The sequence below is a fragment of the Leptolyngbya sp. FACHB-321 genome, assembly GCF_014695975.1.
GTDB lineage: Bacteria > Cyanobacteriota > Cyanobacteriia > Leptolyngbyales > Leptolyngbyaceae > Stenomitos.
Window position 1 is genome coordinate 80,466 of the sequence record NZ_JACJPI010000084.1, and the last position, 25,750, is coordinate 106,215.

The following is a 25,750-nucleotide window of genomic DNA, read 5'->3' on the forward strand; positions in this document are numbered from 1 at the left end:
CCGACTCCCAAAGTGGGCTTACTAGAGGTAAACCCACTGTCGGGATACCATTGTCGAGATAGAACGATGAGCGATTTGTTTAAGGGGTTTGAGCAACTGCTTGAACTGGCGAAAGTCCTGGAAGAAAAAGCCGAGAAGGGAGAGTTAAAAACCAACTTTCAGATTAATGCCCGTAGTTTAAGCAGCATACCCCGACAGGGCAATATTCCTGGTGGTATTGGGGTTAGTCGAATGCCATCGAATGCAGGGGGAGCAGGGGACGCAACGGCGGCACCAGATGTTATTGTGACACCGCCTCTCAGCGATCGTGATGCCAGTGATGGTGAAACAGCGGCTTCGCTCAACGATGTGGGTGGACTGTCTGACGTGCTGAAAGAACTGCGGGAACTGGTGGAGATTCCACTGAAGCGTCCCGATCTATTGGCAAAGCTGGGGTTAGAACCGCCGCGTGGTGTGCTGTTAGTGGGTCCACCAGGAACAGGAAAAACGCTCACAGCGCGAGGGTTGGCGCAGGAACTGGGCGTGAACTACATTGCGATCGTCGGTCCCGAAGTGATGGGCAAATACTACGGGGAAGCAGAGGCACGCCTGCGCGGCATTTTTGAGAAAGCAACAAAAGCGGCTCCCTGCATTGTATTTATTGATGAAATTGACAGCCTTGCACCCGATCGCAGCAAAGTGGAAGGTGAAGTCGAAAAGCGTCTAGTGGCACAACTGCTGGGCTTGATGGATGGCTTTGCTCAAACGAAGGGCGTGATCATTCTGGCAGCGACCAATCGCCCCGATCATCTTGATCCAGCGCTGCGTCGTCCCGGTCGGTTTGATCGCGAAGTGCAGTTTCGTGTACCTGATCGCCATGGTCGCCTGGAAATTCTCACCATTCTCACCCGCACCATGCCGCTAGATGAGTCAGTGGATTTGGCGATCGTGGCTGATTTAACAGTAGGTATGGTGGGTGCCGATATCAAAGCGGTTTGTCAAAAAGCTGCTTATAGCGCTTTACGTCGCCAGGTGCCCTCGCTACAAGGAGCCATTCCAGACGACATGACGCTTAACCAGTCAGATTTCCTGCAAGCGCTCAAAGAAGTGAAACCTTCAGTGCTGCGATCGGTTGAAGTTGAGTCGCCTAACATACCGTGGGAGCAAATCGGTGGACTGGAAGCGATCAAGCGCACGTTGCAAGAATCGGTGGAAGGAGCCTTACTGTATCCCGAACTCTACCAGCGTACCGGAGCCAAAGCGCCACGCGGCATCTTACTATGGGGACCACCGGGAACCGGCAAAACCTTGCTGGCAAAAGCGGTTGCCTCGCAGGCAAGAGCCAACTTCATTGCCGTGAACGGTCCCGAATTGTTAAGCCGCTGGGTAGGTGCTGCTGAACAAGAAGTGCGTGAGTTATTTGCCAAAGCACGGCAGGCGGCTCCATGCGTGGTTTTTATTGACGAAATCGATACGCTGGTGCCCGTGCGCGGTAAATTCAACGGTGATTCGGGAGTGAGCGATCGTGTGGTTGGGCAACTCCTGACCGAACTCGATGGGCTTCAGGGCTGCCTCAATGTCTTGCTCATCGGTGCGACCAACCGACCGGACGCGATCGATCCAGCCCTTCTCCGCGCTGGACGGTTAGACCTCCAACTCAAAGTTGATTTACCCGATCTGCCCACACGGCTGGCAATTTTGCAGGTTCATAACGACGATCGTCCTCTAGCAGCCGTCGATCTGATGCATTGGGCAACTCAAACTGATGGCTGGAATGGAGCAGATCTGGCGCTTCTTAGCAACCAGGCAGCGCTAGAAGCAATTCGGCGCTACCGAGCCGCAGGTTCTACTGATGCATCCACTATCCAGATATTTACGGATGACTTTCTGGCAGCTTACCAACTATTGTCAGATCAACGTCGGTCGGTTTAGTGTTCCTCGTTGACGACTCCACGGGCGTTCCCTTGATTCTCACTTAATTTGAGTCAAGGGAAATGCTCTCCAGCAGTTGGTTTACACTTCATCCTTTCACTTTTGTTACCAATGCTTTCTGAACAGACGCCCGATCCAATTCGTCAACACGCGCTTGCTGCGTTAACCGCCACATTCATGACGCAAGGGCATCCAACAGAGTACGCCAAGCACATGGCGACTGCTGCTATCTTTCAAACTGACTTAGAGCTACGTAACGCGCAATTAACGCGCTTACTAGGATGGGTAAAGCAAGAACACAGCGACATTTATCCAGAAGCGCTTGCTCTGCTTGAAAGCACCCGCGAAGAATTTGAACGACGGATACAGATTGGCGGTTAGTGTCCAAAACACCATTTCTAAAAACTCTAGATCCCCGATTTCTTAAAGAAGTCGGGGATCTAAACTATTCGTGGATCTGGTTTCTAAGATCTTCCTAATCACGTATGCTGAGTCTCACGACTCGGTTCTGGCGGAAAGCCGTCAGAGGAAACAGGGAAAGTGTAGTGAAACTCTACCGCTGTCCCGCAACTGTGAGAAAAGTGATGAGTTTTGAATGATGGGTTTTGAGTTGGGCTAACCAACAGGAAATTTAAGATTGAAAACTCAATACTCTTTAAGTCAGAACACCTGCCAAGTCGTTTAAGGATACCGTCTTATCTGCGAGGCACAGGATGAAGACACGCTACCGGAAATGGGTCAGCCTTGGATTAATGGCTGGCTTAAGTTGTTATTTATTGCTAGGTTCTGCCCAGCCAGCCTATGCAATGCACATTGCAGAAGGATTCTTGCCTATACAGTGGGCTGCTTTTTGGTGGGCTGTGTCGCTACCGTTTTTTCTAGTAGGGCTGCGATCGCTCACTCGCATCACAAAGCAAAATCCTGAGTTAAAGCTGCTGTTGGCATTAGCAGGCGCATTCACGTTCGTTCTTTCAGCTTTAAAGATTCCCTCTGTCACCGGAAGTTCTTCGCACCCGACCGGGACTGGGTTAGGTACTATTTTGTTTGGTCCGCTTACCATGACGGTGCTAGGTACTTTGGTGCTCATCTTTCAGGCAGTCTTACTCGCACACGGTGGCATTACAACGCTGGGCGCAAATGTCTTCTCAATGGCGATCGTCGGTCCATTAGCCGCCTATGTGGTTTACAACACTGTGATGAAAACGGGTCAGCAAAAGCTGGCGGTGTTTCTGGCTGTAGTCTTGCAAGACTTACTAACTTACCTGATGACCGCTATTCAACTCGCGTTAGCGTTTCCGGCGGTGCAGGGTGGTTTCATTGCTTCATTGCTTAAGTTTACGGGCATCTTCGCTGTCACTCAATTGCCACTAGCGATTAGTGAAGGGCTGCTAACAGTGCTGGTTTGGGGCTGGCTGCAACAGTATGGCAAACAAGAATTGCAAACGCTCAAACTTTTGGAACAGGATGCATAAGCGATGAAGAAACTACCCGGTAATTGGTTGTTAATCATTGGGGTTTTGGTTCTAGCATTTGGTCCGTTGTTGGTACTCCAAGGCAAAGAATTTGGCGCAACTGATAGCAGTTTTGTGACTGCGATCGAGAAAGATCATCCAAACTATAAGCCCTGGTTTGAACCTATCCTTAAAGATTCTGGTCCTGAAGTGCAAACGTTCTTATTTGCGGCTCAAGCAGGTGTAGGCGCGGGCGTAACGGGCTACGTTTTAGGGCTGTATAAAGGACGATCGGAGCGACGCAAAAAAGACGAGCAAGGTTGAGCGATGCAGCAACACATTTTGTTCATCTGTACGAGCTGTGAGAGTGCGAGTCCTGGCAAAGATTTCATCATTGCTCAGAACATTATCAGCACTTGAGGTTGATGAGGATTAGTAAGGGTATCGAGTTAAAACTCCAAGCTAGGCACTGGATCACTATGGACAGCAGTCATTTTAGGATGCTGCTCTTGAAGATTTAAATGGTCTGAGAGTAGGGCTTGTAGTTGGCTATCAGTTAAACAAAGAATTTCTACACCACTAACAGTACGGAATTGCGCCGCACATTCTAATGGAAATAATTTTTGACCAATTTCTGAACTACGAGCCAATTCTAGCCTTTCTCTAAATGACATTGCTTTTACTTCCTGTCGCATAGATTCATACTCAGGTGCAGGAATTGAAGTCCGTGTATTAAACCGCTTCTCTACCATCACTTCATACATACTGGGATTATGCATGACGCATTCTCCAAACCAAGGGATTAGTTGAATTTCGATCCCATTACATCTTGTCAACCAATGAGCACCATCTTTGCGTCGAGTAACCTCTGTCCATCTAAATAAACTATTTGGTTTTTTTGTGATCGCCTGTAAGCTTTTACGAAGAGTAGCTGTTGAAAGCTGCATTTCTCTATATCCAGCTAAGTAACCCAAAAACAATGTTTTCAACTGTTGGTTATCTGCGGGACATGCTCCAAAACAGATTACTCGTTCGCTCAATTTCTTTAATGACAGCGTGAGCATCTGGAAGCTGGGTATGAGCTGTCGCTCCGGTATTTTCGTTTGGTTTAAGGTTGGACAGTAATATTCAATGTACTGTTGCTCAAGCTCATTAAGCTCTTTCTGAGCACAACTAAGCCAAAATAGCCTGACTTCACATCGTTTATTGATTGCTTCAAGTTGAGGTGAACGATGATGCTTTTGCCAACGATTTCTTAAGTTTGTTGCCAGACCAACGTAGAGAACCTGATCACGAGCGATCGCAAAGTAAATTGCAGAACATTCTGGTAATCTTTCCCTCTCTAAAAGCTTTAGGTTTGGTAATGTACTAAATTCTTGTAGCACGGCTTTACTTAACTCATTAGGTGTCTTACTCTATGTTCCCCAGCTTATGTGATTACCTAAACATTCACGCCCTTACAAATAATCTAAAGCTGCCTAAAACTTTTTAACTTGCTAACGGTTTATGGCTCTGCAAATTGACACACTGGCATACACCAATCGGCTGCGGCAGCTGCCACCGGAACATAAGCTACTGTTTGCGATCGCCCTTTTGCTGATCACCTACTGCACTAGTGTTTCTATTCAGCTTGTGATCGCGGTTTGGCTCAGCGTGTGGACTGTGATTTATGCTGAAATTCCAGCATTCATTTATCTTCGGCTGCTCTTGATTCCGATTGCTTTCTGGTTGACCAGTTTGCCCGCTTTTATCATCAGTGGCGTAGGTGTAGAGCATCTGGCAGCGGTGCAGGCAGATATTTGGCAGGGCATTACCTGGGGCAACGTTTACCTGTATCTCAGTAGGCATGGCATACAGCAAGCAGGAGCATTGGCGGCACGAGCGATCGCCTCCACAGCTTGCATCTACTTCATCATGCTCACCGTGCCCTTTACTGAACTGCTAGACAGTCTGCGCCGCGTTGGGTGCCCAGCATTGCTCACTGAATTGTTGCTGTTGATGTATCGCTTTATCTTTGTGATGCTACGGACTGCCAGTGAAATTTGGACAGCGCAGCAAGCACGCGGCGGCTACCGCACTTGGCGACTGTGGATGAAAAGCTTGGGGCTATTAGTAGGTCAATTGCTCCGCCGCACGCTCGAAAACTATCGTCAGGTGTCTCAAGCTCTCGACTCTCGCGGCTTTACAGGCGATATTCGCATCTGGCATTCTCGTCGTTACAAAACCTCTAAACGCTATAGTCTAGAAGCACTCTTTGGCTGCGCAGTTTTGGTGGCGCTTACGGGATGGCAGTATGTTGTTGGAGTTTGAGCAAGTTGGTTACACCTATGTAGGGAGTCCTCAGCCTGCCCTTCAAGGTTTAACACTTGGCATTCCAACTGGCAAACGCTGTGCGCTTATTGGGCAGAATGGGTGTGGTAAAACGACGCTGTTTCTGTTAGCAAATGGTTTGTATAAGCCGCAGCAGGGTATGGTGCGGTGGCAGGGGAAGCCATTACAGTACGATCGCACCTCACTGATGGCACTGCGACAGCAAGTAGGGCTGGTGTTTCAAGACCCTGAGCAGCAGCTAGTTGCCTCTACAGTAGAAGAAGATATTTCCTATGGGCTTTGTAATTTAGGCTTGCCAGAAGATGAGATCGCGCAACGGGTCGGAGAGGCGATCGCCGCGTTTGGGCTGACCGAATTAGTGGATCGTCCGGTGCATCATCTTAGCCTGGGGCAAAAGAAGCGCGTCTCATTGGCAGATGTAATGGTTATGCAACCTGAACTGCTGTTGCTGGATGAACCTACTGCTTACCTCGATCGCCTGCACACTCGCGATTTAATGGTTAAGCTTAAACAAATCTGGGCAGCAGGCACGACAATTCTGATGGCAACCCACGATTTAGATCTGGTCTACAGTTGGGCAGACTGGGTGTTTGTGGTCGATCAAGGAAAGCTGGCGCTAGAAGGTGCCCCTCAAGACGTGTTTGCCCACCGCGATTTCCTAGAAAAACTGCATCTGGGTGTGCCTCAGGTTTTTGAAGTGCTCGATCGCGTGGAAGCTGCTTGGTCTTCTCAGGCAGAGCTTTACCCCAGCGACTTTAACCTCTTGCGTCAGCGTATTCTCAATGAATTTAGACAGGGATGAACGAGGCGATCGCAGCAGAGATAAACGCGATCGCCCGCTTTCGTCGTTGATTGTGTTAGTTGAGTTGTTAGTCTCTGTGTTGAAGGAGATTCAAAGCAGCAGAGACAGCAAGGTGTAGGTTTAGCGCTCTTTAAGATTAAGTGAGGGCTCGCTCTTGCTGGTATTGGGTCACATCTTCAGCTTGTTCTAACTGCTGAAGCGAATTCAAAGCTAAGAATCCGAAGCCAACCTTAGCCGCCACATCCAGAATCGTATAACAGGCAGATTCGGCAACACTTCCGATTACGTTAAAACCAGTACTTGCAAGAATCCAAACGATCGGATAAGCCGTCCAAATAGCAATGTGAACTGTTAATAAGCGTTTAAAGGTTTTCTTGGATCGGGGGTAATGTTGCTCTGCTTGCTGGCGATAGTATTTCAACAACAAATACACCAAGCCTGCGTAAGCACCACAGCTCACGATATACCAAACGTTACTAATTGGTTTGGATGAAATTGTGGCAACAAACCCAGTCACAATCATGTAAACATCAGCACCGATCATACTGGCTGCAATGACAATACTGGTTCGCCCAAGATAGCTAAGTAAGATGAGTGTTAATGGGGTAGAAAAAGTCCAGGTTAAGTATCGAGTTAGGTAGGCAGGACGATCGCCAATATAGGTAAAGCCTTGCTTAAAAATCATTGCCAGATACAACGATGCGGCAATAGCACAAATAAAGAAATTCAAACAATAAACAATCTGCCACGACTTACCTTTTGCACGATCGGCTCCAAAGCCAAAAAAGATTGATCCTACGGTCATGCTGATGCATCCCAGCCAAAGCCAAACCTGTGTCATTGCTTCTACTCGAACATTTTTCTCAATGTAGAAGGGGTAACCAAAAAAAATCCTCTATCTAATGAAAGAATTATGTCTATATACGTATAGGGCTTTTAATTAAGCGTAAACGCAATCTCTGCCCAAACTATTGGAGACTTAATATTAAGATTAACGGACATTTTAAGAGGAGCTAGTCAGGATAAACCTGAAGGCTGAAACAGTAGGCTTTCGCGATTTCTGCGTCAGTGCTTATAGCTTGTAAGACATTAGCTCCTCTACAAACTGGCTCTCGACTGCTACCGCGATCCTCGTCTGCGGAGTCGATCGATCGTCACTGCAACAATAATCACCAGACCTTTAACAACGAGCTGCCAGAAGTAGGACATATTCAGCAGCGTCAGACCGTTGTTTAGCACGGCGATGATCAGCGCACCCAGTAATGTACCGGGCATGGTGCCAATGCCGCCCGTGAAGCTAGTGCCGCCCAAAATAACTGCGGCGATCGCATCTAACTCGTACCCATTGCCTAACATTCCTGTCGCGCTGTAGAGACGACTGGAACTCATAACGCCCGCCAATCCTGCCAGCAAACCGCTCACGCCATAGACAAACAGCAGCACACGGTTGACCTTGATACCTGTGAGTCTTGCTGCACGCTGATTGCCACCGACCGCGTAAATCTGTACACCCAAAACAGTGCGCTTCAGGATGAACCAACTTGCCCCGATCGCCAGCAGCGCAATTACCACTAGCCAGGGCAACGGACCCAAATATTCATTGCCAATCCAGGCAAAACCGAGGTCACGATTGATCACCGTCGTGCCGTTTGCAACGAGATAGGCCCCACCTCGCCATGCCGTCAGTGCACCCAAGGTGACAATAAACGGCGGCAAATCAAGGAAGGCAATCAGGGCACCATTGACTAGCCCAATCAGCAAACCTGTGAGCAGCGCGACAGGAATTGCTGCCCAACTTAAGGCAGGCAAAAGGGACACCAGCACGGCAACCACTGCCGACACACCTAGAATGGAACCAACAGAAAGGTCAATACCGCCCGTGAGGATCACGAATGTCATCCCTGTTGCCAGCACGATATTGATCGAAGCTTGGCGGGCAATGTTAACCATATTGCCCGCATTGAGAAAGTTCGGCGAGAGAACGGTAAAGAGAATGCAGATCAGCAGCAGAATGGGCAGAATACCTGCCACTTGCAGCCAGTTTTTCGTGCCGCCCCGCGATCGCGCTTTGGGTCGATCGCCGGTGTTCCGTCCTAACGGTCTTAGCTCAGTTTGGCTCATGATGCTGTTACCTCCGATGCGCCTGTAGCGTATGCCATGATGTTTTCCTGTGTAATCGCTGTACCGGTCGTACCGCCCAACTCACCCACCAATTCCCCCTCGCGCATCACGAGGACGCGATCGCTCATGCCCACGATTTCTGCCAGTTCGCTAGACACCATGAGAATGGCAACGCCTTGAGCGGAAAGGTCACTGATGATGCGATAAATTTCACTTTTGGCACCGATGTCAACGCCGCGAGTGGGTTCATCCAGCAGAATGACTCTGGGTTTAATCGCTAGCCAGCGTGCCAGCAGCAGCTTTTGCTGGTTGCCACCAGACAAATCCATCGCGCGGATCTCCAGATTTGCCAACCGGATGTTAAAGCTCTCGACCGCATCCGAGGCAATTTTGCCGATCGTGCCGAAGTTAATCATCCCGGCTCTAGAATCTTGTTGCAGCGAATTGAGTGCGATATTCTTGCCAGCACTCATTTCTAGAAATAAACCCTGGTCTTTGCGATCTTCAGGCACATAACCAATACCTGCATCAATCGCGTCTCCTGGCGAGTTAATCTCTAGTCTCTTGCCATTCAGGATGACTTCACCCGATACTTTTGGATCAGCACCAAAAATGAGCCGCGATAGCTCAGTACGTCCCGCGCCCACCAAGCCCGACAGTCCAACGATTTCACCTGCATGGAGCGTTAGATTAGCTGGCTTTACCTTCCGTCCATCACTGATGTTTCTGACTTCCAGCACGGGAGCACCAACGTTGGTTTGCCGCTGATGTTCGTAAAAATCCCCTACGGCTCTGCCAACCATCATTTGCACCAGACGATCTGCCGAAATTTCGTCGCGGGTGAGGCTACCAATATATTCGCCATCACGCAGCACACTAATGCGATCAGCTAGGGCGTACACCTCCTCCATACGGTGGCTGATGTAGATGATGGCAATACCGTCACTGCGAAGTTTGCGAATTACCTCAAACAGGTGCTCGGTTTCGCGATCAGACAGGGCTGCCGTGGGTTCATCCATAACCAGAATGCGGCTTTGGTCTTTGAGCGCGCGCGCAATCTCAAGCTGCTGTTGCTCGGCGATCGACAGACTAGATACCACATCATTGGGCGCAAAGTCGGCTCCTAGTGTTGCTAGTACGTTGGTTGCTTGTTTTGCCATCTGGGCGCGATCGAGAAACTGCCCCCGTCGCAACTCGCTGCCCATAAAGATGTTTTCCGTCACCGTCAAATTAGGCGCAACGTTCAACTCCTGATAAATCAGCGTGATACCTGCCCGTCGTGCCCGACCTGGGTCAGCAATATCAACGGGTTCGCCATTGATGCGGATCTCACCCTCATCAGCAACGTACGCACCCGCCAGAATTTTCATCAGCGTGCTTTTGCCCGCGCCGTTCTCGCCCATCAACGCATGCACTTCACCTGGATAAATCGTCAAATTGACGTTTTGCAGCGCTGGCACACCATTAAAGCGTTTAGTAATACCCTGCATCTCTAGAACGGGGGTGGCGATCGACGCATTGGAACCAGAGGTTTGTGTATCGATGGTCATGAGTTATTCTCCTGTCCAGCCTTGGTACTGACTGACGTTTTCGCGGGTAATCAATTTGACGGGAATCAAAATGTTGGGATTAGCCGGTTTTTTGCCGTGCAAAATGTCGTTGCCGACTTGAACCGCTTTTTGCGTCATCCCTAACGGATCTTGAGCAGCCGTAGCGACAAAAAGGCTTTTGGGATCTTCGATCGCCTGTTTTGCTTCGGGCGCACCATCCACACTCACGATGAAGAATTCGCTCCGTTTTGCCTGTTTGGCTGCTAGCTCTGCCCCAATACCGCTGGGGTCGTTGATGGAAAAAACGGCATCAATGCGAGGGAAAGAGGTGAGCAAATCGGTCATCACGCGCAAGCCGCCATCACGGCTACCCTCAGCGTTTTGGTCTTTTGATAACACCTTGATACCAGGATTTTTTGCAAAGATGCTTTCACAGCCTTCGACGCGATCGATGACCGAATTAACCGGCGGACCATTGACGATGACAACATTACCTTTTCCTTTGAGGCGATCAACAATGTATTGGCAACTCAGCTCTCCCGCCTGCACATTGTTAGAAGTAATGGTGGCATCGACCCCACCTTCAGCGCCTGTATCAACCGCAATGACGATCGCCCCTGCTTGCTTGGCTTTTGCCACTGCTGGCGCTATGCCCTTGCTGTCGGCTGCATTCAGCACAATGATATTTGTCTTCGATGCAACGAAGTTTTCAATCTGATTAAACTGTTGGTTTAAGTCATAACCGCTGGAGACGATTGTTGTTCTCACCTTGTCCCCACCGATCTTTTTTGCCTCAGTTTCAGCACCGCGACCCATCAAGACAAAAAAGGGATTGCTGAGATCACCAACGGTTACAGCGATCGATTGCAAATCGCCAGTTTGGACGGGCGGACTCAGACTGTTATTAGTTTCAGCACCAGGCGTACAAGCAACAAACGCGCTACCAGCCAACCCAACCATGCCAGCTATAACAATGCCAGCCACACTACTGTTCTGTCGTGGGGAACTGTAAGTGGCAATCTCTTTAAAGTCAATTTTCTTCACGTTTATTCCTGCCAACTCGTTATGAGGGAGCCAGAAGAATCAAGATCTACAATTCAATTCGCAACACAATTAATTTGAGTCGCCAAAACTCAATTAGATGCGGCTATAAGTGTCTGGACTATTAGCTTTTCAAAACCTCACCTTATTATGTGAAACGCTCATTTTTTGAGGAACTTTGAGAGAATGGAGCATTCGCTAATTTGATGCTTGCTTTATTCCAAGACAACAAGATTACAATCTTTCAAAGCATCAAGTTGCTTGTATTAAAGCATCATTAAACAGGTATAAGGTAAATATAGCCAATAGTTAAACGGTTGAAAGATCGTGTTATTAAATGTTGCAGACTTCAATTCAATTTAGCTCTCTAAGCTCTATCCTACCGTGGCGATTTGCAAAATAAACTCATACTTCAATCACCTATTCCTCAAGATAGATTCCTGATGCCTATATGTTCAAAGCGTTACTGATAGTTGCTTTCGGCGTTTCTCCTACTCTTAAAACAGCAGCAGGCGTAATAAAAAGTAACTTCTAGGCTCTCATTTAACCTACCTGACAGACTTATGAACTCCCCATCTATCATCGTCTTTGGCAGCATCAATATGGATCTCGTTGCTAGAACTCCATCGCTACCCGTTCCTGGAGAAACGCTGCTTGGCTACAGTTTTACGACTGTTCCTGGTGGCAAGGGCGCAAATCAGGCTGTAGCGGTGGCACGGCTTAATGTACTAACCGTAATGATTGGTCGTGTTGGTAGTGATAGTTTTGGGCAGGAGCTACTCTCTAGTCTCCGCTCGGCTGGTGTTCATACAGAGGACGTTTTAGCGGATGAATCCCACCATTCCGGTGTGGCAATCATTGCCGTGGATGATCGCAGTGAAAACTACATTATTGTGATTCCAGGGGCAAACGGCACGATGGGTGCAGTGGATGTTGATCGCCTGAGCCAGCATCTACCCGGAGCCACCGCCCTCCTGTTGCAGCTTGAAATTCCGTTACCTGCTGTAGTGGCAGCCGCACAAGCCGCTCATAACGTAGGCGTAAAAGTAATTTTAGATCCCGCGCCTGCCCAGGCAGATCTGCCGACTGACCTCTATGCACTGATTAGCATCATCACACCCAACGCGATCGAAGCCGCACAATTGGTGGGGTTTCCAGTCCATGATGCTGATACCGCTGCCCAAGCTGCTACCCTCTTGCAGCAACGAGGCGTTGAAACAGTTGTAATCAAGCTAGGCGCAACCGGGGTTTTCTGCGCGACACCGGAGGAATCGTTCTTTATACCAGCGTTCAAAGTGGAGGCAGTAGACACCGTTGCAGCTGGTGATGCTTTTAATGGCGGGCTTGCCGCCGCCTTAGCAGAAGGGTTATCGATCCGAGAGGCGATCGTCTGGGGTGCAGCCACCGGAGCACTATCGGCAACGAAAGCAGGTGCACAGTCATCCTTGCCCGATCGCGCTACAGTTGAAGCCTTTCTTAAAGAACGCGATCGCTCGGTTTCAGTCTTTAGCCATTGACTCGATCGGGCTTATTCTTCAAAAAGAAGTGGGTTCAACTGGTTAAGTTGAACCCACTCAAATCATTGAACTATCTAGTTGAAGCAATAAAACAGGTCTAACTTGCAGCGCTTAAACGGCTACAGCTTGAGCAAGACCATTCAACTGCATATCTTTTTGTTGCCATGCCTGACCATCGAGCGCCATTTGCTCAATTAAACTGGCAAGGCGCAGCGCTTTCAGCGCCTGTTCACCACCGACTGACGGCTGGCTGCCGCCTCGCACACAGCCAACAAAGTGTTCCAACTCAGCATTAAGTGGTTCGATATTGCTGGTGTAGACTTTTTCGATCAGACCATCCTGCCGATACAACACCTGACCGTGATCAGTGATGCAGTTAGCAGTCGTGCGCCGATGAATCAAAATCTCATTGTTGAGGAAATCGGCTTCGGTGAGAGAATTCTTGCAATGGGCAGCAATGCGGCGGATCTTGCGATGCGTTACCTTGCTAGAGGTAAGGGTGGCAACGATACCATTCGCAAAGCCGAGGGTCGCGGTCACATAGTCTAAAAAGCCAGAGTCAGAAGCACGGCTACCGCTAGCTGTAAGCTTAACGACGGGAGAGGCTGCTAGTTCTAGCATCAGATCAATGTCATGAATCATCAGATCCAGCACTACAGACACATCGTTGGCACGATCGGCGTAGGGACTCATGCGATGTGCTTCTAATGCCAGCAGCTCTTCAGTTTTAAGAATTTTATTCAGTTCTTGAAACGCAGGGTTAAACCGCTCAATATGCCCAACTTGCAGAATACATTGAGATTCTGCGGCTGCATTCACTAATGATTCGGCTTCGGCAATGCTGGCAGCGATCGGTTTTTCGATCAACACGTGTACACCTGCTTGAAGACAGGTCATGCCAACCGAATGGTGTAAGCGAGTTGGCACAGCAACACACACTGCATCGACATGTAATAAGAGATCGCGATAATCTTCAAAAAAGCGAACTCGATATTTGCTAGCAGTATCAATGCCACGTTCGACATTGACATCTGACACGCCCACCAACTCGACATCCTTCAGCATACTGAGGACGCGAGTGTGATGCTGACCCATATTACCGACACCGATCACGCCCACCCGAATTGGTTCCGGATGACTTCTCTGTGACTGTACGCTCGTAAGATGAGCGTTTGCCATTTGTATACCTGAACAAGCCGACGAAATGCGATTGGGCACTTCCACTTCTGTACTCTCCTCCACCACCAAAAAAATGACTAAGGAACGATTTAAAGCCGTGTTAGCCACCAAGATGGTAGCATAGCGTCTCTATTTGTGAAGAATTTCAAAGTCGTGTCAAGGTTCCCCATTTTGTTGTGAATTTATCTACAGACTCCTTGCAGCAATATTTTGCCTCTGTTTCTTTTTAAGATTTTGCATAGCCTCGAATAAGCGGCTTAGGAATGCTAGAAAATAGGGAACTCTTTATAAATAAGCCCACTTGTTCTCTTTGATACTTGTACGTGCTGATGAAACGCTTTTCACCTCAGTTTGATCGTCATTCAATCCGGCAGTATGGCATGGCAGGGGTGATGGGTCTGCTCCTTGTTATGGGCGGACTGGCGTTAAAGCCTGCTTCCAGGTCGATCGCCAACACCCCTGAATTGCTAGCAGGAAATCGTCCACAAAATCAGGCAAAAGCTGTTTCGAGAGCCGCGCAGCGTCAGGAGCAGAGTCGTCAAATTCGCCCTGAGAACTTCAGCCTTGATCGCTATCCGGTCACTAACCAAAACGAGAAACACTGGCGCAATTTGCTCTGGACAACGGCTGTTGTGCGGCCACAAGAAGCGTTTGCTGCTGACGCGATCGAGCAAATTCTCTCGCTGGGAACCCGCCCAGGACTATCAGATGCACAGAAACGTACGATCGATATGGCAGCGCGAGTGGGCACACAACTGTACGTGAGCAATCCCACTCGGTACGCCAGCATTGGCAACCAATTTCGGGAGACGATCGACCGTAGCACTGACCCCGAATGGGTTGCCATGTCACTGTCTGGGCTAGCAAACGGCGGACTGTCGCCCGAACAAATTCAACCACTTGTGGGACGGGTCAAAGCACGGTTTCCCAAGTGGGCAACAACGATTCCGTTACAGACAACCCTGCGTGAGATGGCAGAGTTAATTTCACCCAGCACGTTGCCGCCTCTAGGGGATTTGTTGAACTGGACGATCGCGCCCAAGCAGGCGCATTTATACGTCCTCTGTCAGCGCGATCGAACTGTACTGTGTCAGGCTTTGCTTAAAGACCGTAATGGTGCTTTTGTACGCCAGTCAAACGGGCAGCTTTGGTCAGTGCCGCTACTGCTGCGATCGATTCATGACCTAAGCTCAAACTTTGTCCGTGGCGAAACTCCGCAAGGTGTTTACCGGATGGAAGGCGCAGTGCCACAGCCCGATGATGAATTCTTCAGGGCATACGGTCAATTTCCGCTGGTGAACCTATTCGTGCCCTTTGAGCCAGGTGCAAAGCAGTTTACGCCCGGGAAGCCCGGACCGTTTCAGGGCAGCCTGGGGGATTATAAGCGCTTGCTGCCTCCCACCTGGCGCAATCATGGGGGCATTCAGGAAAGTTTCTGGGCAGGTAAAGCGGGGCGATCGCTCTTCCGCATTCACGGTACAGGCGAATCACCAGACTTTTTCAGCGGCAAAGACAAAAACCCCGATACCTACAACTGGAACCCGACCATCGGCTGTCTGTCGGCGCTAGAGCTGTATAACGAGCAAGGGCAGCTACTCCAAGCGGATATGCCCAAAATTTTGAAGGCATTGCAAATCGTTGGTGGCAAGAAATTTACAGGCTATATGGTTGTGGTTGATTTGCCAGGAAACGCACGTAAACCAGTTGCAATGAAGACGATCGAAACTGCCTTACGCAATGGCAAACTCTCGCTAGGCAATCAACCAGTGAAGGTCTCTACCTCAGTGCCGCAGGCAGCAAATCCACAGCCTGCTGACCTCAAGCCTTCTGCTAAGCCTAAAGCAGCGGAATCCCCTGTCGAATCGATCGCGATCGCACCCTCAGACAACACCTCTGCTCCTGCTGCTGAGATGCCCTCAGTCGTGTTGCCAGATCAGCCAGAGATTAATCCCAACATACGACCCTTGCCGATAGCGTATTAGGGCAGAAGGCAAAAGGTAAAAAAGGCAGAAGGTGGAAGGCAAAAGGTAAAAGGTAAAAAAAGGCAGAAGGTAAGAAAGCAGTGGTCAGAATCAACTCGAAACTCTCTGGCAAGGCGCTGTAAAACGCTACTCCAAACTTATTCCCCGCTGCTGCTTCTGCCTCCCCTGTGACCTCTGCCTCCTAGCCTCCCCTGCCGTCACAACTCTCCTTACCCCTTCACCCTATAATTAGCTTGCGAATTCTGACATGAGGTAGGTGAATTGACGGTATCGGTAGCATCTCTAGGAGCCGGCGCTGGTGAATGGTGGGGGTTGAGTTGGCGGTTAATCTTGGCAGCGTTGCTAGGTGGGGCGATCGGCGTCAATCGACAAATGGCTGGCAAAGCGGGTGGGTTGAGAACACATATGCTGGTGAGCCTGGGCGCAGCACTATTTCTTGTGATTCCCACATCGATCGACGCCACTATCCATCCAGATGCGATCAGCCGATCGATTCAAGGTGTTGCAACGGGGGTCGGCTTTCTGGGCGCGGGTGAAATTGTGCATCAGTCAAGGGCAAAGTCTGGTAAACCAGAAGTGAAAGGCTTAACGTCTGCTGCCGCTATCTGGGCAACAGCAGCGTTGGGCATGATTGCCAGCGCTGGCTTATGGCAGGCTAGCCTGATCGGGACGCTGCTCACACTGTTCATTTTGGGCGGTGCCAAGTGGCTCGAAGCGTTTATACCTGTAAAGCGCAAAGAAGAGTAAGGGCGCTAGATTTAATGTCCCGACTGCGGCTAATTTCCTCGAAATCTCCCCATGCTTCGCAAACCTCTTCCTTGGGATCACTCAAGTTCTGCATTAATCGGTGATCGCTGGATTGATCGCCTTTGGCTGCTGGGTCTCTTGCTGGCAGCAGTCGTGTTGTATAGCGTAAGCCTGGGTGATTTGCCCCTGCGAGATTGGGATGAAGGAACGGTGGCTCAGGTAGCACGGGATATCTGGCGATCGTCCCCTGGGTCGTGGGTCTGGTTGCATCCGACGATCGCAGGTGAGCCGTATCTCAACAAACCGCCCCTGGTGCACTGGCTGATGGCATTAGCGTTTCGTCTGGGTGGCGTCACCGAAAGTATGGCGCGACTGCCAGGTGCGATGCTCACAGCGGTTTCGGTGCCCCTGCTGTATGGGCTAGGGCGGGAGTTGTTTGCCCGCCGCACGCCAGCAATCTTTGCAGCACTGACCTACTTAACGCTGCTGCCAGTGGTGCGGCACGGACGCTTGGCAATGCTGGATGGAGCAGTGCTGTGCTTCGGTCTGCTGCTGCTTTTTTGCGTCTTGCGATCGCGGCGAGATTTGCGCTGGGGCTTGGGTGTGGGCATCGCGTTTGGGCTGCTTTGCCTGACTAAAGGCATCGTGGCGCTGCTGCTGGGCGCGATCGCGATCGCCTTTATGCTTTGGGATACGCCCCGCCTGCTGGCATGTGGCTATGTATGGAGTGGTGTGCTGCTAGGCAGTATCCCCGTTCTCGCCTGGTACTGGGCGCAATGGCAGCATTATGGACAGGCATTTGTGAGTGTAAGCCTGTGGAATCAAGCGCTCGATCGCGTGGTGGTATCAGTCGAGGGGAATCGGGGTGCGCCCTGGTACTACGTGCTAGAAATCCTGAAATATAGCCTGCCCTGGCTAGTGTTTTTTCCTCAGGGCTATCGGTTGGCATGGGAGCACCGCAACCTGAGTTGGGCAAAGCTTGTGCTGCTCTGGGTGACGGGCTATCTGCTCATCATTTCTGTCATGAGTACAAAACTGCCCTGGTATGTGATGCCTGTTTACCCAGCCCTTGCGCTGGCAGTAGGAGCCTATCTAGCCGAAATTTGGCAGCTTTCAGATTGGGTTGGCACCCGTTTGGTTAACATACACTCAGTTGATGCACCTTCAGTTAGCACCACTCCAGCGGAGCGCCGTCGCTACCCGATCACCTGGATCATTCTGTTTAGCCTAGTGGCGATCACAGGCTGGATCGGCAGCGTTTACTTCAGCCCGATGGGGTCTGCTCCGCAGGCTGGCTTACCGCTCATTTTGGGAGCCGTTGCACTCACGCTGACAGTGGCGACCGTCCTCATTGTGAAGCGAGATTCGCAATTTATTCTGGTGTTGTTTTGGGGAATGTATGTCTCGCTGTTGCTGTTCGTGACATCGCCCTACTGGGTATGGGAATTGGATGAGTCCTATCCCGTTAAGCCCGTAGCAACGCTGGTACGCGAAAATACTCCGCCCAACGCTACCGTTTGGACGCTGTATCCCTATAGTCGTCCCTCGCTCAACTTTTACAGCGATCGCCGAATCGTACAATCCTCTGCTAGCCCTAGCCAGCTTCCCGCAGCGCTGCAAGACTACTGGCAAAAAGACCCACAGCCCTATCTGTTGGTTGAACAGACAGCCCTCACGCAACTTGCCCTACCTTCTGTGCAGCCAGTAAGTTCTGCCGCAGACTGGGTACTGTTAACACGTCAACCCCGTAGTGAAACAGGGAAAGCTAACACCCGTGTCGATTTACCGCTAAAGTAAGGTCTGAAGAGGCGCTAGTAGAGCCACTTAAGCATTTTGTTAGGTTGCAAAAGCAACGGTTCAGACTAAGCCTGCACATGGATGAAGGATGTTGGACGGCAAGGAAACCGCATGAGTGTAAAATTTGCTCGCGTCACGCAACCGCTGCAATACTACTGGAAGCAATACCCTGCACTTGCCTGGGTGATGCCTTTACTCTGGCTCCTGGCGATCGCAGCCGTCACGCTGGTTTGGCACGTGAGCAGCATTGGGCTGATTGATGAGACCGAGCCACTCTTTGTCGAAGCGTCACGTCAAATGGTTGTCACTGGCGACTGGGTAACGCCCTACGTCAATGGGGAACCCCGCTTCGACAAACCACCGCTCATTTATTGGCTGATGGTCTTTGCCTTCCAAAGCTTTGGCGTTAATGAGTTTGCGGCTCGCCTGCCATCTATCCTTGCCGCTGTGGCGATCGCGCTTTTCTGCTTCTACATTCTTCAGCGCTACGAAGAGGCAGAAGGCAGAAGGCAGAAGGCAGAATCTGAGAGGACGGATTCACTCCTCACTCCGCTGCAAAGCGGCAACAAGCTACACTTTTCACCCTCTTACCTTGCTGCTTTACTCGCTGCAACGATGCTCATCCTCAACCCCAACACCTTCTTTTGGGGCCGGACTGGCTATGCCGATATGCTGCTGAATGCGTGCATTGGTAGTTCGCTGCTAGCGTTTTTTCTAGGGTATGCTCAGCCCGATCGCCCTCTACGGCAAAAGCGTTGGTATTTCGCCTTTTACGTGCTGATGGCACTGGCAGTTTTAACGAAGGGACCGATCGGGCTCCTCTTACCCGGTCTCATCATTGGCTGCTTTTTGCTGTACGTTGGCAACGGCAGAGCAGTGCTACGAGAAATGCAGTTACTGCGGGGTGGACTGGTAGTACTGATCATCGCGCTGCCTTGGTATGTGTTGGTCACGCTGGCAAATGGCGACGCATTCATCGACTCCTTCTTTGGTTATCACAATGTCGAGCGGTTTACGCAGGTGGTGAATAGCCATGCAGGACCGTGGTATTTTCACATTCTGGTCATTGTGGTTGGCTTTTTGCCCTGGTCAGCTTATCTGCCAGCGGCGATCGCGCACATCAAGCCCTTGCAACGCCGCTACTGGCAACGGCAGCCCCGCTGGCAGCAACTGGGTCTTTTTGCACTCTTCTGGTTTTTGGCGATCCTTGGCTTTTTTACGATCGCCACAACGAAATATTTTAGCTACACCTTACCGTTGATGCCTGCGGCAGCGATTTTAGTAGCGCTGCTGTGGACGGATTATGTAAGACGCCCACAAACTCGTAAGCAAGCTGGATTCATCATCAGCGGAGTCTTGAATCTACTGCTCCTCGCGATCGCAGCATTTGTCCTGATCGAAAGCCCTCGCTGGCTAGGCTCTGACCCGTGGATGCCCAACCTGGGGCTACGGCTGCAACAGGCAGATCTGCCCTTCCTGGGTGGCGTGATCTGGGGCACGACGGCGATCGCGGCGATCGGGCTACTGCTATGGCGGAGTCGTTGGCTCTGGATCACTAACCTACTAGGGTATCTCGCCTTCCTTATCTTGGTGGTGCATCCACTAGTCTTGATTGCGGATGTCGAGCGTCAGCTACCGTTACGCCAACTGGCGCAAGTTGCTGTGCAGACCAAACAACCGACTGAAGAGTTAGTGATGCTGGGGTTCCAAAAGCCTAGCCTGGTCTTCTATACGCGCCAGCACGTCACCTACTTAACGCAGCCAACAGAGGTAATTAACTACCTTCAAACGCAGCCGGGCGATCGTACTGGGGCACTCGTCGTTGCTGGAGAAAAACCCCTCCGGCGATCGGGGCTACAACCACAGCAGTATCAAGAGATTAGCCGCGCTGGAGTTTATCGTTTGGTGCGGGTGGCTGGGCAGCGGTAAGCACCACGATCACGGGTTTCTTGGTCCAGGCAAAGCCACACAGTCTGTTCACTACTAGTTACGAATTAAGCTCTCCTTTTTTTCGCTGATGTAGTCTAGCTTATGTAGTCCAGTACCTATGCTGAAGCGCTTGCCGAATCGTATGCTGCTGCTAGCTGTGCTGGCAGTGTCGATACTCCTCTCGTTCACCCCAACGATCGCTATGTCTGCCAAACCAACACTCTTGACCGAGCCGTTCCTGCAACTGCCAACCGAGTCGTCTGTGCGGGTAGTCTGGTTCACTAAGTTTGCGGGTGCCAAGCATACGGTTGCTTATGGCGCAGGGTTGTCGAAGCAGGCAATCGCCCAAACAACACAACTCAGCCGCACCCGCGAAGACTCAGAATCTAAACGTGCGGTGAAATATACCAGCGTTACCGTCCGTCCCATCTGGCGACATGAGGCGGAAGTTATCGGATTGAAGTCCGATCAATCTGTACGGTATCAAGTAACAAGTGTGCGTGAAGATGGCATTGCGGTGAATAGTGCAGTCTATAACTTAACTGCCAAACCTTCACCAGGAAAGCCACTCAAGATCCTGCTGACTTCCGACCATCAAGTAAAACCGATGGTAGCGGCGAATCTGCAAAAAGTGGTAGAAACTGTGGGGCAGGTCGATCTCGTGCTGTTTGCAGGTGATCTAATCAATGTTGCCGATCGCGCCTCCGAATGGTTTGACGACAACTGTGGCGGTTCCTTCTTTCCTGCCCTTCAAGGTCGTGCCTGCTATGACTTGGAGAAAAACGGCATCAAGACTCGCTACAACGGTGGGGCAATCCTTCAGAATGCACCGATGTATACTGCAATCGGCAACCACGAAGTTATGGGACGTTTCTCCAATGAAGAGCCTCTAAACGAGCAGTTCTACAATACGGTGCCGTACGAAATTGCCGAAGTATTCCATGATGCTGATTTCAGAACAATTAACCCAACAAATGATCCAGTCATTCATAAGAAATGGGTAAAAGATCATTCGTTTAATACAGACACCTACGAAGAAATTTTCACACTGCCTCAAAGCCCTCAAGGTGGAAAGCGCTATTACGCAGAAACCTTTGGCGATATGCGTTTAGTCGTACTGTATATCACCAACGTCTGGCGAGTGCCCAGCCTCGCAGCAGACGCAAAAGGAAAGTATCGGGAACGCGATCAGGATATTAAAGAGGCACAGAGTATACAGGACTGGGGTTGGGGACAACACCTTTTTGAGCCGATTGCTAAAGGCACCCCACAATACAACTGGTTAGAACAAGAACTCAACAGCCCAGAGTTCAAACAAGCCAAATATAAGCTAGTCATGTTCCATCATCCTCCCCATTCGTTAGGTGAGAACATTGTTCCTGCTTACACTGATCCGGTGCAAATAATGGATACAGAAGAAGTGGAAGTTAAACCGGACGGTTTGGTGATTATCACGCAAGCCTCCCCAAGGAATCAATCAAAACCTCAAATAGATACATCTAAGCCCTTTAAACAGACTGTTACCAAAGCTATTCGTTACGAGTATCCCATCAAAGACGATTACATCATTCGAGACGTGGTGCCGCTGCTCGAAAAAGCGAACGTCCAACTAGTGTTCTATGGGCATTCACATCTGTGGAATCGGTTTGTTAGCCCCAGTGGAATGCACTTTTTAGAAACCTCGAACGTCGGCAACTCCTACGGTGCTTTTGTGGGCGATCGAAAGCGCAATGTACCTACAGGCTACAAGGAAGACTACGCTGCCACAGGTGACCCTAATGGGCTAGAGCCGATCTTACCCACGATCACCCCACTTCTTGATGCTAAAAAACAGCCTATGTCATACGTTGCCAGCAACGATATTACCGTCTTCAGCATTTTTGATACGGGTACAGGCACCATCAGCAGCTATCGATTTGATACACGCGATCCAAAATCTGCGGTAGTCAAATTTGATGAATTTACGCTGAAGAAATAGAAGCGAGAGGCTTCGCTTTTTATGACTATGGATTAGCAGTTAAAGATAGCCAAAAATTAGCGTAATGCTCCGTTCACCCGCCGCTAGAAGCTTTTTGGGCTGATCAATTTGCCTGCCTGATTCAGTCGGTGTGCAACAGAATTGTTAGACCGTGCCTTACTGATTGCTCTGCTTTACTTCAAGGCTTCGATCATCACATTACCGCCTTTAACCGCCTCAATTTGAATCTTAAACCCATACAGCGAACCCATTCCCACTAATGGATCTGTGTCAGAAGCTGCTACATCAACAATCTGTGATCTGTGATGACGGAAAGCGGTAAAGATAAGAAGCTCGTAAAGCCCGTATTGATGATTGCATCAACGGTTATTTTGGGTGAGCCAATACGTCCTACTGCAACTTTGATGATGGCTTCACAATTGTTAGTAACCAAGCCAAACATCATATGAACTTCTTTAGACTGCGGCTACCGAAACGGAAGACTGCTCGATGTCCAATCCGAATCACCCAGGGTTGAGCATCGGGCTTACGCTGATAAAGACGATCGACTGCTTCCATCGGCGTATCAGCCACTTCAAAGGCTCCAGTTTCAATATCGATCGCCACAATCTTGCCGTAATTACTTTCCTCGACTTGAGAACGCACCTGAGATTCATAAATCTCATTGCCACGTCGAGCAAATTCCTCTTTACTGTAGCGGGGTTGTCGAAAGATCATAAGACATAGTTCTAAATTAATGCCCTATACGCCACATGTTTAGCGCACAGGGCATAAGCTACTCAGGACGTAACAGACAGATAGAGCTTAATTGCTCCCTCCAAAATGGATAGCTAGAATATAAAAATTTTCAGATGTTGAAAGACAAGTTAACCCTTAGTTGGCGTATGGAGCTACTACAATCGCCAACCACCTGACCACAACTTCTCTCACCGTGACTTTGAAGGCATCTATAATGGGGCGATCGCATCCAATCAGGCCCTCAATATTAACACGCTGGCGTGTAAAATGTCTAGTCAAGGTGAAAAACAAGGTGGCAGTAAATATCAACCGTTGTTAGATGCATTGCGCCAGAGCGATCGAACCCACGTCACGTTAACCTTTACCGAAATCGAAGCCTTACTGGGTGGAGCCTTGCCCCCGTCTGCTCGCAGCAAGCGTGGTTGGTGGAGCAACCGCAGCAAAGGCGCACTGCAAGCCACTGCCTGGATGTCGGCAGGGTATCTGGTTGACGCGATCGATCTGGAGAACGAACGGGTGACCTTTACCAAACCGCCTGCTGTCTACCGAGTACAGTGCATCAACGACACCTTGCAGTGGAACAGCGAGTTAATCCGTGCGTTGCGGCTGCATATGGGGCTGAATCAGGCAGCAATGGCGAAAGAACTAGGTGTGCGGCAACAAACGGTCAGCGAGTGGGAGAAGGGGGTTTACACTCCGACCCGCGCCAGTTCCAAACATTTAACGTTAGTGGCAGAGAAAGCAGCGTTTCGCTATGAAGTTTACTAATCTGCCTGTTGCCGCACGTTGCAAAGCAGTCAGCGATCGCGCTTTGTGAAGGATCTTGTAACGGCGTAAAGAAGTGCAGCGCCAGCAAGTGAAATGAGCTGGAAGTAGGCTAGAAGTAAAGGGATGCAGCACCGATCGTGTGTAAAGATCAATCAGACGTTGCTTTGATAGGCTTCCAGGCTAGGCACTACACTTAAATGAGTTGCACTGAAGCCTGTAGATCAGACGATTGGTACGGCATCAGCGATCGCGTTTAGACTAGAAACAACACACTCCTGACTGAAGCACCCTCAGAATGCAAGTTCTCTTTAAAGTCATCCGCCAAGACCAAACCGCTGCGCCTAGAGTGGAAACCTTTACACTCGACGTTGATCCAGGCAGCACAATTTTGGACTGCTTAAACCGCATCAAATGGGAGCAGGACGGCACGCTGGCATATCGCAAAAATTGTCGTAACACGATTTGTGGCAGTTGCTCTATTCGCATTAACGGTCGCTCGGCGTTGGCGTGCAAAGAGAATGTTGGCAGCGAACTAGCGCGTGTTCAGCAGTCGCTGCCGTCTCAGGCAGACGAGACGGCGCAGCACAATGCTGAGATTCCCACTATTACGCTCGCACCGATGGGCAATATGCCCGTCATCAAAGATCTGGTAGTGGATATGCAAAGCTTTTGGTCTAACTTGAAAGCGATCGATCCTTACGTCAGCACTGCCGCACGACAAATACCAGAACGCGAGTTTTTACAGACTCCAGAAGAACGTGCCAAACTGAACCAGACAGGCAATTGCATTCTTTGTGGTGCTTGTTATTCCGAGTGCAATGCGTATGAGGTCAATCCCAACTTTGTGGGACCGCACGCCTTGGCAAAAGCCTATCGCATGGTGGCTGACTCTCGTGATGATCAAACTGAAGCGCGGCTAGAAAAATATAACCAGGGTACAGACGGTGTTTGGGGCTGTACTCGCTGTTACTTCTGCAACTCGGTTTGCCCAATGGAAGTCGCACCGCTGGATCAGATCAGCAAAATTAAAGGCGAAATTTTAGACCGTAAGGGCGCTCAGTCCAGCCGCATTATTCGTCATCGCAAAACGCTGATTGAGCTGGTCAAGCAAGGTGGCTGGATCGATGAACGTTTGTTTGGTCTAAAAGTGGTAGGTAACTCCTTCCGCGATCTAAAAGGGCTAGCCAGCTTAAGTCCGTTAGGGCTGCGGATGATTGTGAAAGGCAAGTTTCCGCTCGGCTTCGAGCCATCCGAAGGCGCTTCTACAGTGCGATCGCTCATTGAATCGGTGCAAGTGCTAGAAGCATCTCAAGTGCAGCTTGAAACCCTTGCGGAGACACCAGAGCCAGTCGGTGGTTAGAGCCTGGAGGGAACTGGACTGTCATTAGCTAAACCGTTAGAGCCGCTAGCGAAAATCCGTCAGCGGCTCTAACGGTTGCCCGTCACGGTTGTACAGCAGAATATCCCACTGCCCATCAGCACTTGATTCAAAGGCGATCGTATTGCCATCAGCCGTAATAGTAGGATTGCGAACCTCTGCCTTCAGGTTTTCCGTCAAGTTACGCAGCTGCCGTGTTTCGCGATCGTAAAGATAGATACCGGAGCGCCCTTCACGAGAGCCAGCAAACACAATCAAGCGACCGTTCTCCGAAATACTAGGGCTGGAGACAAGCAGATCGATCGCATTCAACCCTGGCAGTTCCACCAAATTATGGATAACCGTGTCGTAAAGATACAAATTTTGGCTGCCACTGCGGTCAGACACGAAGACAATGTATCGCTCCGAGACCCGCGGCTGTAGATCGGCGAAACTACTGTTGAGACTACGACCACCTGGATCAAACGGAAAATTGACTAGTTGGGGACCACAGCCACTCAAGACGGTGGCAAAACAGAGCATAAGTGAGA

The 25,750-nt window shown here is 50.1% G+C and carries 23 protein-coding genes, 1 pseudogene and 1 riboswitch; of the genes and pseudogenes, 15 read left to right on the top strand and 9 right to left on the bottom strand.

Annotated elements, in window-relative coordinates; all coding sequences use genetic code 11:
* Positions 1–66: 66 nt before the first annotated feature.
* The 4 genes from H6F76_RS27320 to H6F76_RS27335 all read left to right on the top strand — a co-directional run bounded on the left by H6F76_RS27320 (position 67) and on the right by H6F76_RS27335 (position 3,686).
* Positions 67–1,911 carry an AAA family ATPase gene (locus tag H6F76_RS27320; RefSeq protein ID WP_190513074.1) on the top strand — a complete coding sequence of 615 codons (1,845 nt, stop codon included), beginning with the start codon at positions 67–69 and terminating at the stop codon, positions 1,909–1,911.
* A gap of 111 nt (positions 1,912–2,022) precedes the next feature.
* Positions 2,023–2,292, top strand: a complete 270-nt coding sequence (locus H6F76_RS27325; RefSeq protein ID WP_190452920.1) for a hypothetical protein — start codon at positions 2,023–2,025, stop codon at positions 2,290–2,292.
* A gap of 105 nt (positions 2,293–2,397) precedes the next feature.
* A riboswitch (cobalamin riboswitch) is annotated at positions 2,398–2,603 on the top strand.
* A 21-nt stretch (positions 2,604–2,624) separates the two neighbouring features.
* Positions 2,625–3,383 (top strand): energy-coupling factor ABC transporter permease, encoded by a 759-nt coding sequence (locus H6F76_RS27330; protein ID WP_190513076.1) that lies wholly within the window; start codon positions 2,625–2,627, stop codon positions 3,381–3,383.
* A 3-nt stretch (positions 3,384–3,386) separates the two neighbouring features.
* The gene (locus tag H6F76_RS27335; protein ID WP_190513078.1) at positions 3,387–3,686 is read left to right on the top strand and encodes an energy-coupling factor ABC transporter substrate-binding protein; all 300 of its coding nucleotides are present in this window, start codon (positions 3,387–3,389) and stop codon (positions 3,684–3,686) included.
* Between the two features lie 125 nt (positions 3,687–3,811).
* Here the strand turns inward: H6F76_RS27335 and H6F76_RS27340 are convergent, their stop codons facing one another.
* Positions 3,812–4,747, bottom strand: coding sequence for a GIY-YIG nuclease family protein (locus H6F76_RS27340; protein WP_190513080.1), 936 nt, complete (start codon positions 4,745–4,747; stop codon positions 3,812–3,814).
* Positions 4,748–4,868: 121 nt separating this feature from the next.
* Between H6F76_RS27340 and cbiQ the strand changes: the two genes are divergently transcribed.
* The 3 genes from cbiQ to H6F76_RS27355 are packed head-to-tail and all read left to right on the top strand — an operon-like array spanning position 4,869 to position 6,613.
* On the top strand, positions 4,869–5,672 hold the full coding sequence (cbiQ, locus tag H6F76_RS27345) for a cobalt ECF transporter T component CbiQ (protein WP_190513082.1): 804 nt from the start codon (positions 4,869–4,871) through the stop codon (positions 5,670–5,672).
* Complete coding sequence (locus H6F76_RS27350) at positions 5,656–6,495, top strand: ABC transporter ATP-binding protein (protein ID WP_190513266.1); 840 nt, start codon at positions 5,656–5,658, stop codon at positions 6,493–6,495. The genes cbiQ and H6F76_RS27350 overlap by 17 nt, the downstream gene beginning before the upstream one ends.
* Entirely contained in the window at positions 6,476–6,613 is a 138-nt protein-coding gene (locus tag H6F76_RS27355) for a hypothetical protein (RefSeq protein WP_190513084.1), read from the top strand. Before H6F76_RS27350 ends, H6F76_RS27355 begins: the two co-directional genes overlap by 20 nt.
* An 18-nt stretch (positions 6,614–6,631) precedes the next feature.
* On the opposite strand, the gene H6F76_RS27360 is transcribed toward H6F76_RS27355, so the two are convergent.
* From H6F76_RS27360 to H6F76_RS27375, 4 genes are all read right to left on the bottom strand, one after another.
* On the bottom strand, positions 6,632–7,336 hold the full coding sequence (locus H6F76_RS27360) for a bacteriorhodopsin (RefSeq protein WP_190452926.1): 705 nt from the start codon (positions 7,334–7,336) through the stop codon (positions 6,632–6,634).
* A 278-nt stretch (positions 7,337–7,614) separates the two neighbouring features.
* Positions 7,615–8,616, bottom strand: coding sequence for a ribose ABC transporter permease (locus H6F76_RS27365; RefSeq protein WP_190452927.1), 1,002 nt, complete (start codon positions 8,614–8,616; stop codon positions 7,615–7,617).
* Positions 8,613–10,166 (bottom strand): sugar ABC transporter ATP-binding protein, encoded by a 1,554-nt coding sequence (locus tag H6F76_RS27370; RefSeq protein ID WP_190513085.1) that lies wholly within the window; start codon positions 10,164–10,166, stop codon positions 8,613–8,615. Before H6F76_RS27370 ends, H6F76_RS27365 begins: the two co-directional genes overlap by 4 nt.
* Positions 10,167–10,169: 3 nt before the next feature.
* Positions 10,170–11,210: an ABC transporter substrate-binding protein gene (locus H6F76_RS27375; RefSeq protein WP_347276139.1), complete on the bottom strand. Its 1,041-nt coding sequence runs from the start codon at positions 11,208–11,210 to the stop codon at positions 10,170–10,172.
* 560 nt (positions 11,211–11,770) lie between these two features.
* Here H6F76_RS27375 and rbsK point away from each other — a divergent pair.
* Positions 11,771–12,724, top strand: a complete 954-nt coding sequence (rbsK, locus tag H6F76_RS27380; protein ID WP_190513087.1) for a ribokinase — start codon at positions 11,771–11,773, stop codon at positions 12,722–12,724.
* 111 nt (positions 12,725–12,835) lie between these two features.
* On the opposite strand, the gene H6F76_RS27385 is transcribed toward rbsK, so the two are convergent.
* A complete protein-coding gene (locus tag H6F76_RS27385; protein WP_190452931.1) occupies positions 12,836–13,903 on the bottom strand; it encodes a Gfo/Idh/MocA family oxidoreductase in 1,068 nt (355 codons plus the stop codon).
* Positions 13,904–14,232: 329 nt separating this feature from the next.
* Between H6F76_RS27385 and H6F76_RS27390 the strand changes: the two genes are divergently transcribed.
* The 5 genes from H6F76_RS27390 (at position 14,233) to H6F76_RS27410 (ending at position 22,336) form a co-directional block, all read left to right on the top strand.
* On the top strand, positions 14,233–15,885 hold the full coding sequence (locus H6F76_RS27390; protein ID WP_190513088.1) for a hypothetical protein: 1,653 nt from the start codon (positions 14,233–14,235) through the stop codon (positions 15,883–15,885).
* A gap of 261 nt (positions 15,886–16,146) precedes the next feature.
* Entirely contained in the window at positions 16,147–16,632 is a 486-nt protein-coding gene (locus H6F76_RS27395) for an MgtC/SapB family protein (RefSeq protein WP_190513090.1), read from the top strand.
* 51 nt (positions 16,633–16,683) lie between these two features.
* A complete protein-coding gene (locus H6F76_RS27400) occupies positions 16,684–18,429 on the top strand; it encodes a glycosyltransferase family 39 protein (protein WP_190513092.1) in 1,746 nt (581 codons plus the stop codon).
* A gap of 111 nt (positions 18,430–18,540) precedes the next feature.
* The gene (locus H6F76_RS27405; RefSeq protein ID WP_190513094.1) at positions 18,541–20,358 is read left to right on the top strand and encodes a glycosyltransferase family 39 protein; all 1,818 of its coding nucleotides are present in this window, start codon (positions 18,541–18,543) and stop codon (positions 20,356–20,358) included.
* A 118-nt stretch (positions 20,359–20,476) separates the two neighbouring features.
* Positions 20,477–22,336 (top strand): metallophosphoesterase family protein, encoded by a 1,860-nt coding sequence (locus tag H6F76_RS27410; protein WP_190513096.1) that lies wholly within the window; start codon positions 20,477–20,479, stop codon positions 22,334–22,336.
* 173 nt (positions 22,337–22,509) lie between these two features.
* Here H6F76_RS27410 and H6F76_RS31640 read toward each other — a convergent pair.
* Positions 22,510–22,781: pseudogene (locus H6F76_RS31640) on the bottom strand (clan AA aspartic protease).
* The gene (locus H6F76_RS27415) at positions 22,778–23,053 is read right to left on the bottom strand and encodes a hypothetical protein (RefSeq protein WP_190513098.1); all 276 of its coding nucleotides are present in this window, start codon (positions 23,051–23,053) and stop codon (positions 22,778–22,780) included. The pseudogene H6F76_RS31640 and the gene H6F76_RS27415 overlap by 4 nt, the downstream one beginning before the upstream one ends.
* A 288-nt stretch (positions 23,054–23,341) precedes the next feature.
* Between H6F76_RS27415 and H6F76_RS27420 the strand changes: the two genes are divergently transcribed.
* Entirely contained in the window at positions 23,342–23,842 is a 501-nt protein-coding gene (locus H6F76_RS27420) for a helix-turn-helix domain-containing protein (protein ID WP_190513100.1), read from the top strand.
* A 295-nt stretch (positions 23,843–24,137) separates the two neighbouring features.
* Positions 24,138–25,202, top strand: coding sequence for a succinate dehydrogenase/fumarate reductase iron-sulfur subunit (locus H6F76_RS27425; RefSeq protein WP_190513102.1), 1,065 nt, complete (start codon positions 24,138–24,140; stop codon positions 25,200–25,202).
* A 45-nt stretch (positions 25,203–25,247) separates the two neighbouring features.
* On the opposite strand, the gene H6F76_RS27430 is transcribed toward H6F76_RS27425, so the two are convergent.
* Positions 25,248–25,742 (bottom strand): PD40 domain-containing protein, encoded by a 495-nt coding sequence (locus H6F76_RS27430; RefSeq protein WP_190513105.1) that lies wholly within the window; start codon positions 25,740–25,742, stop codon positions 25,248–25,250.
* Positions 25,743–25,750: the final 8 nt, after the last annotated feature.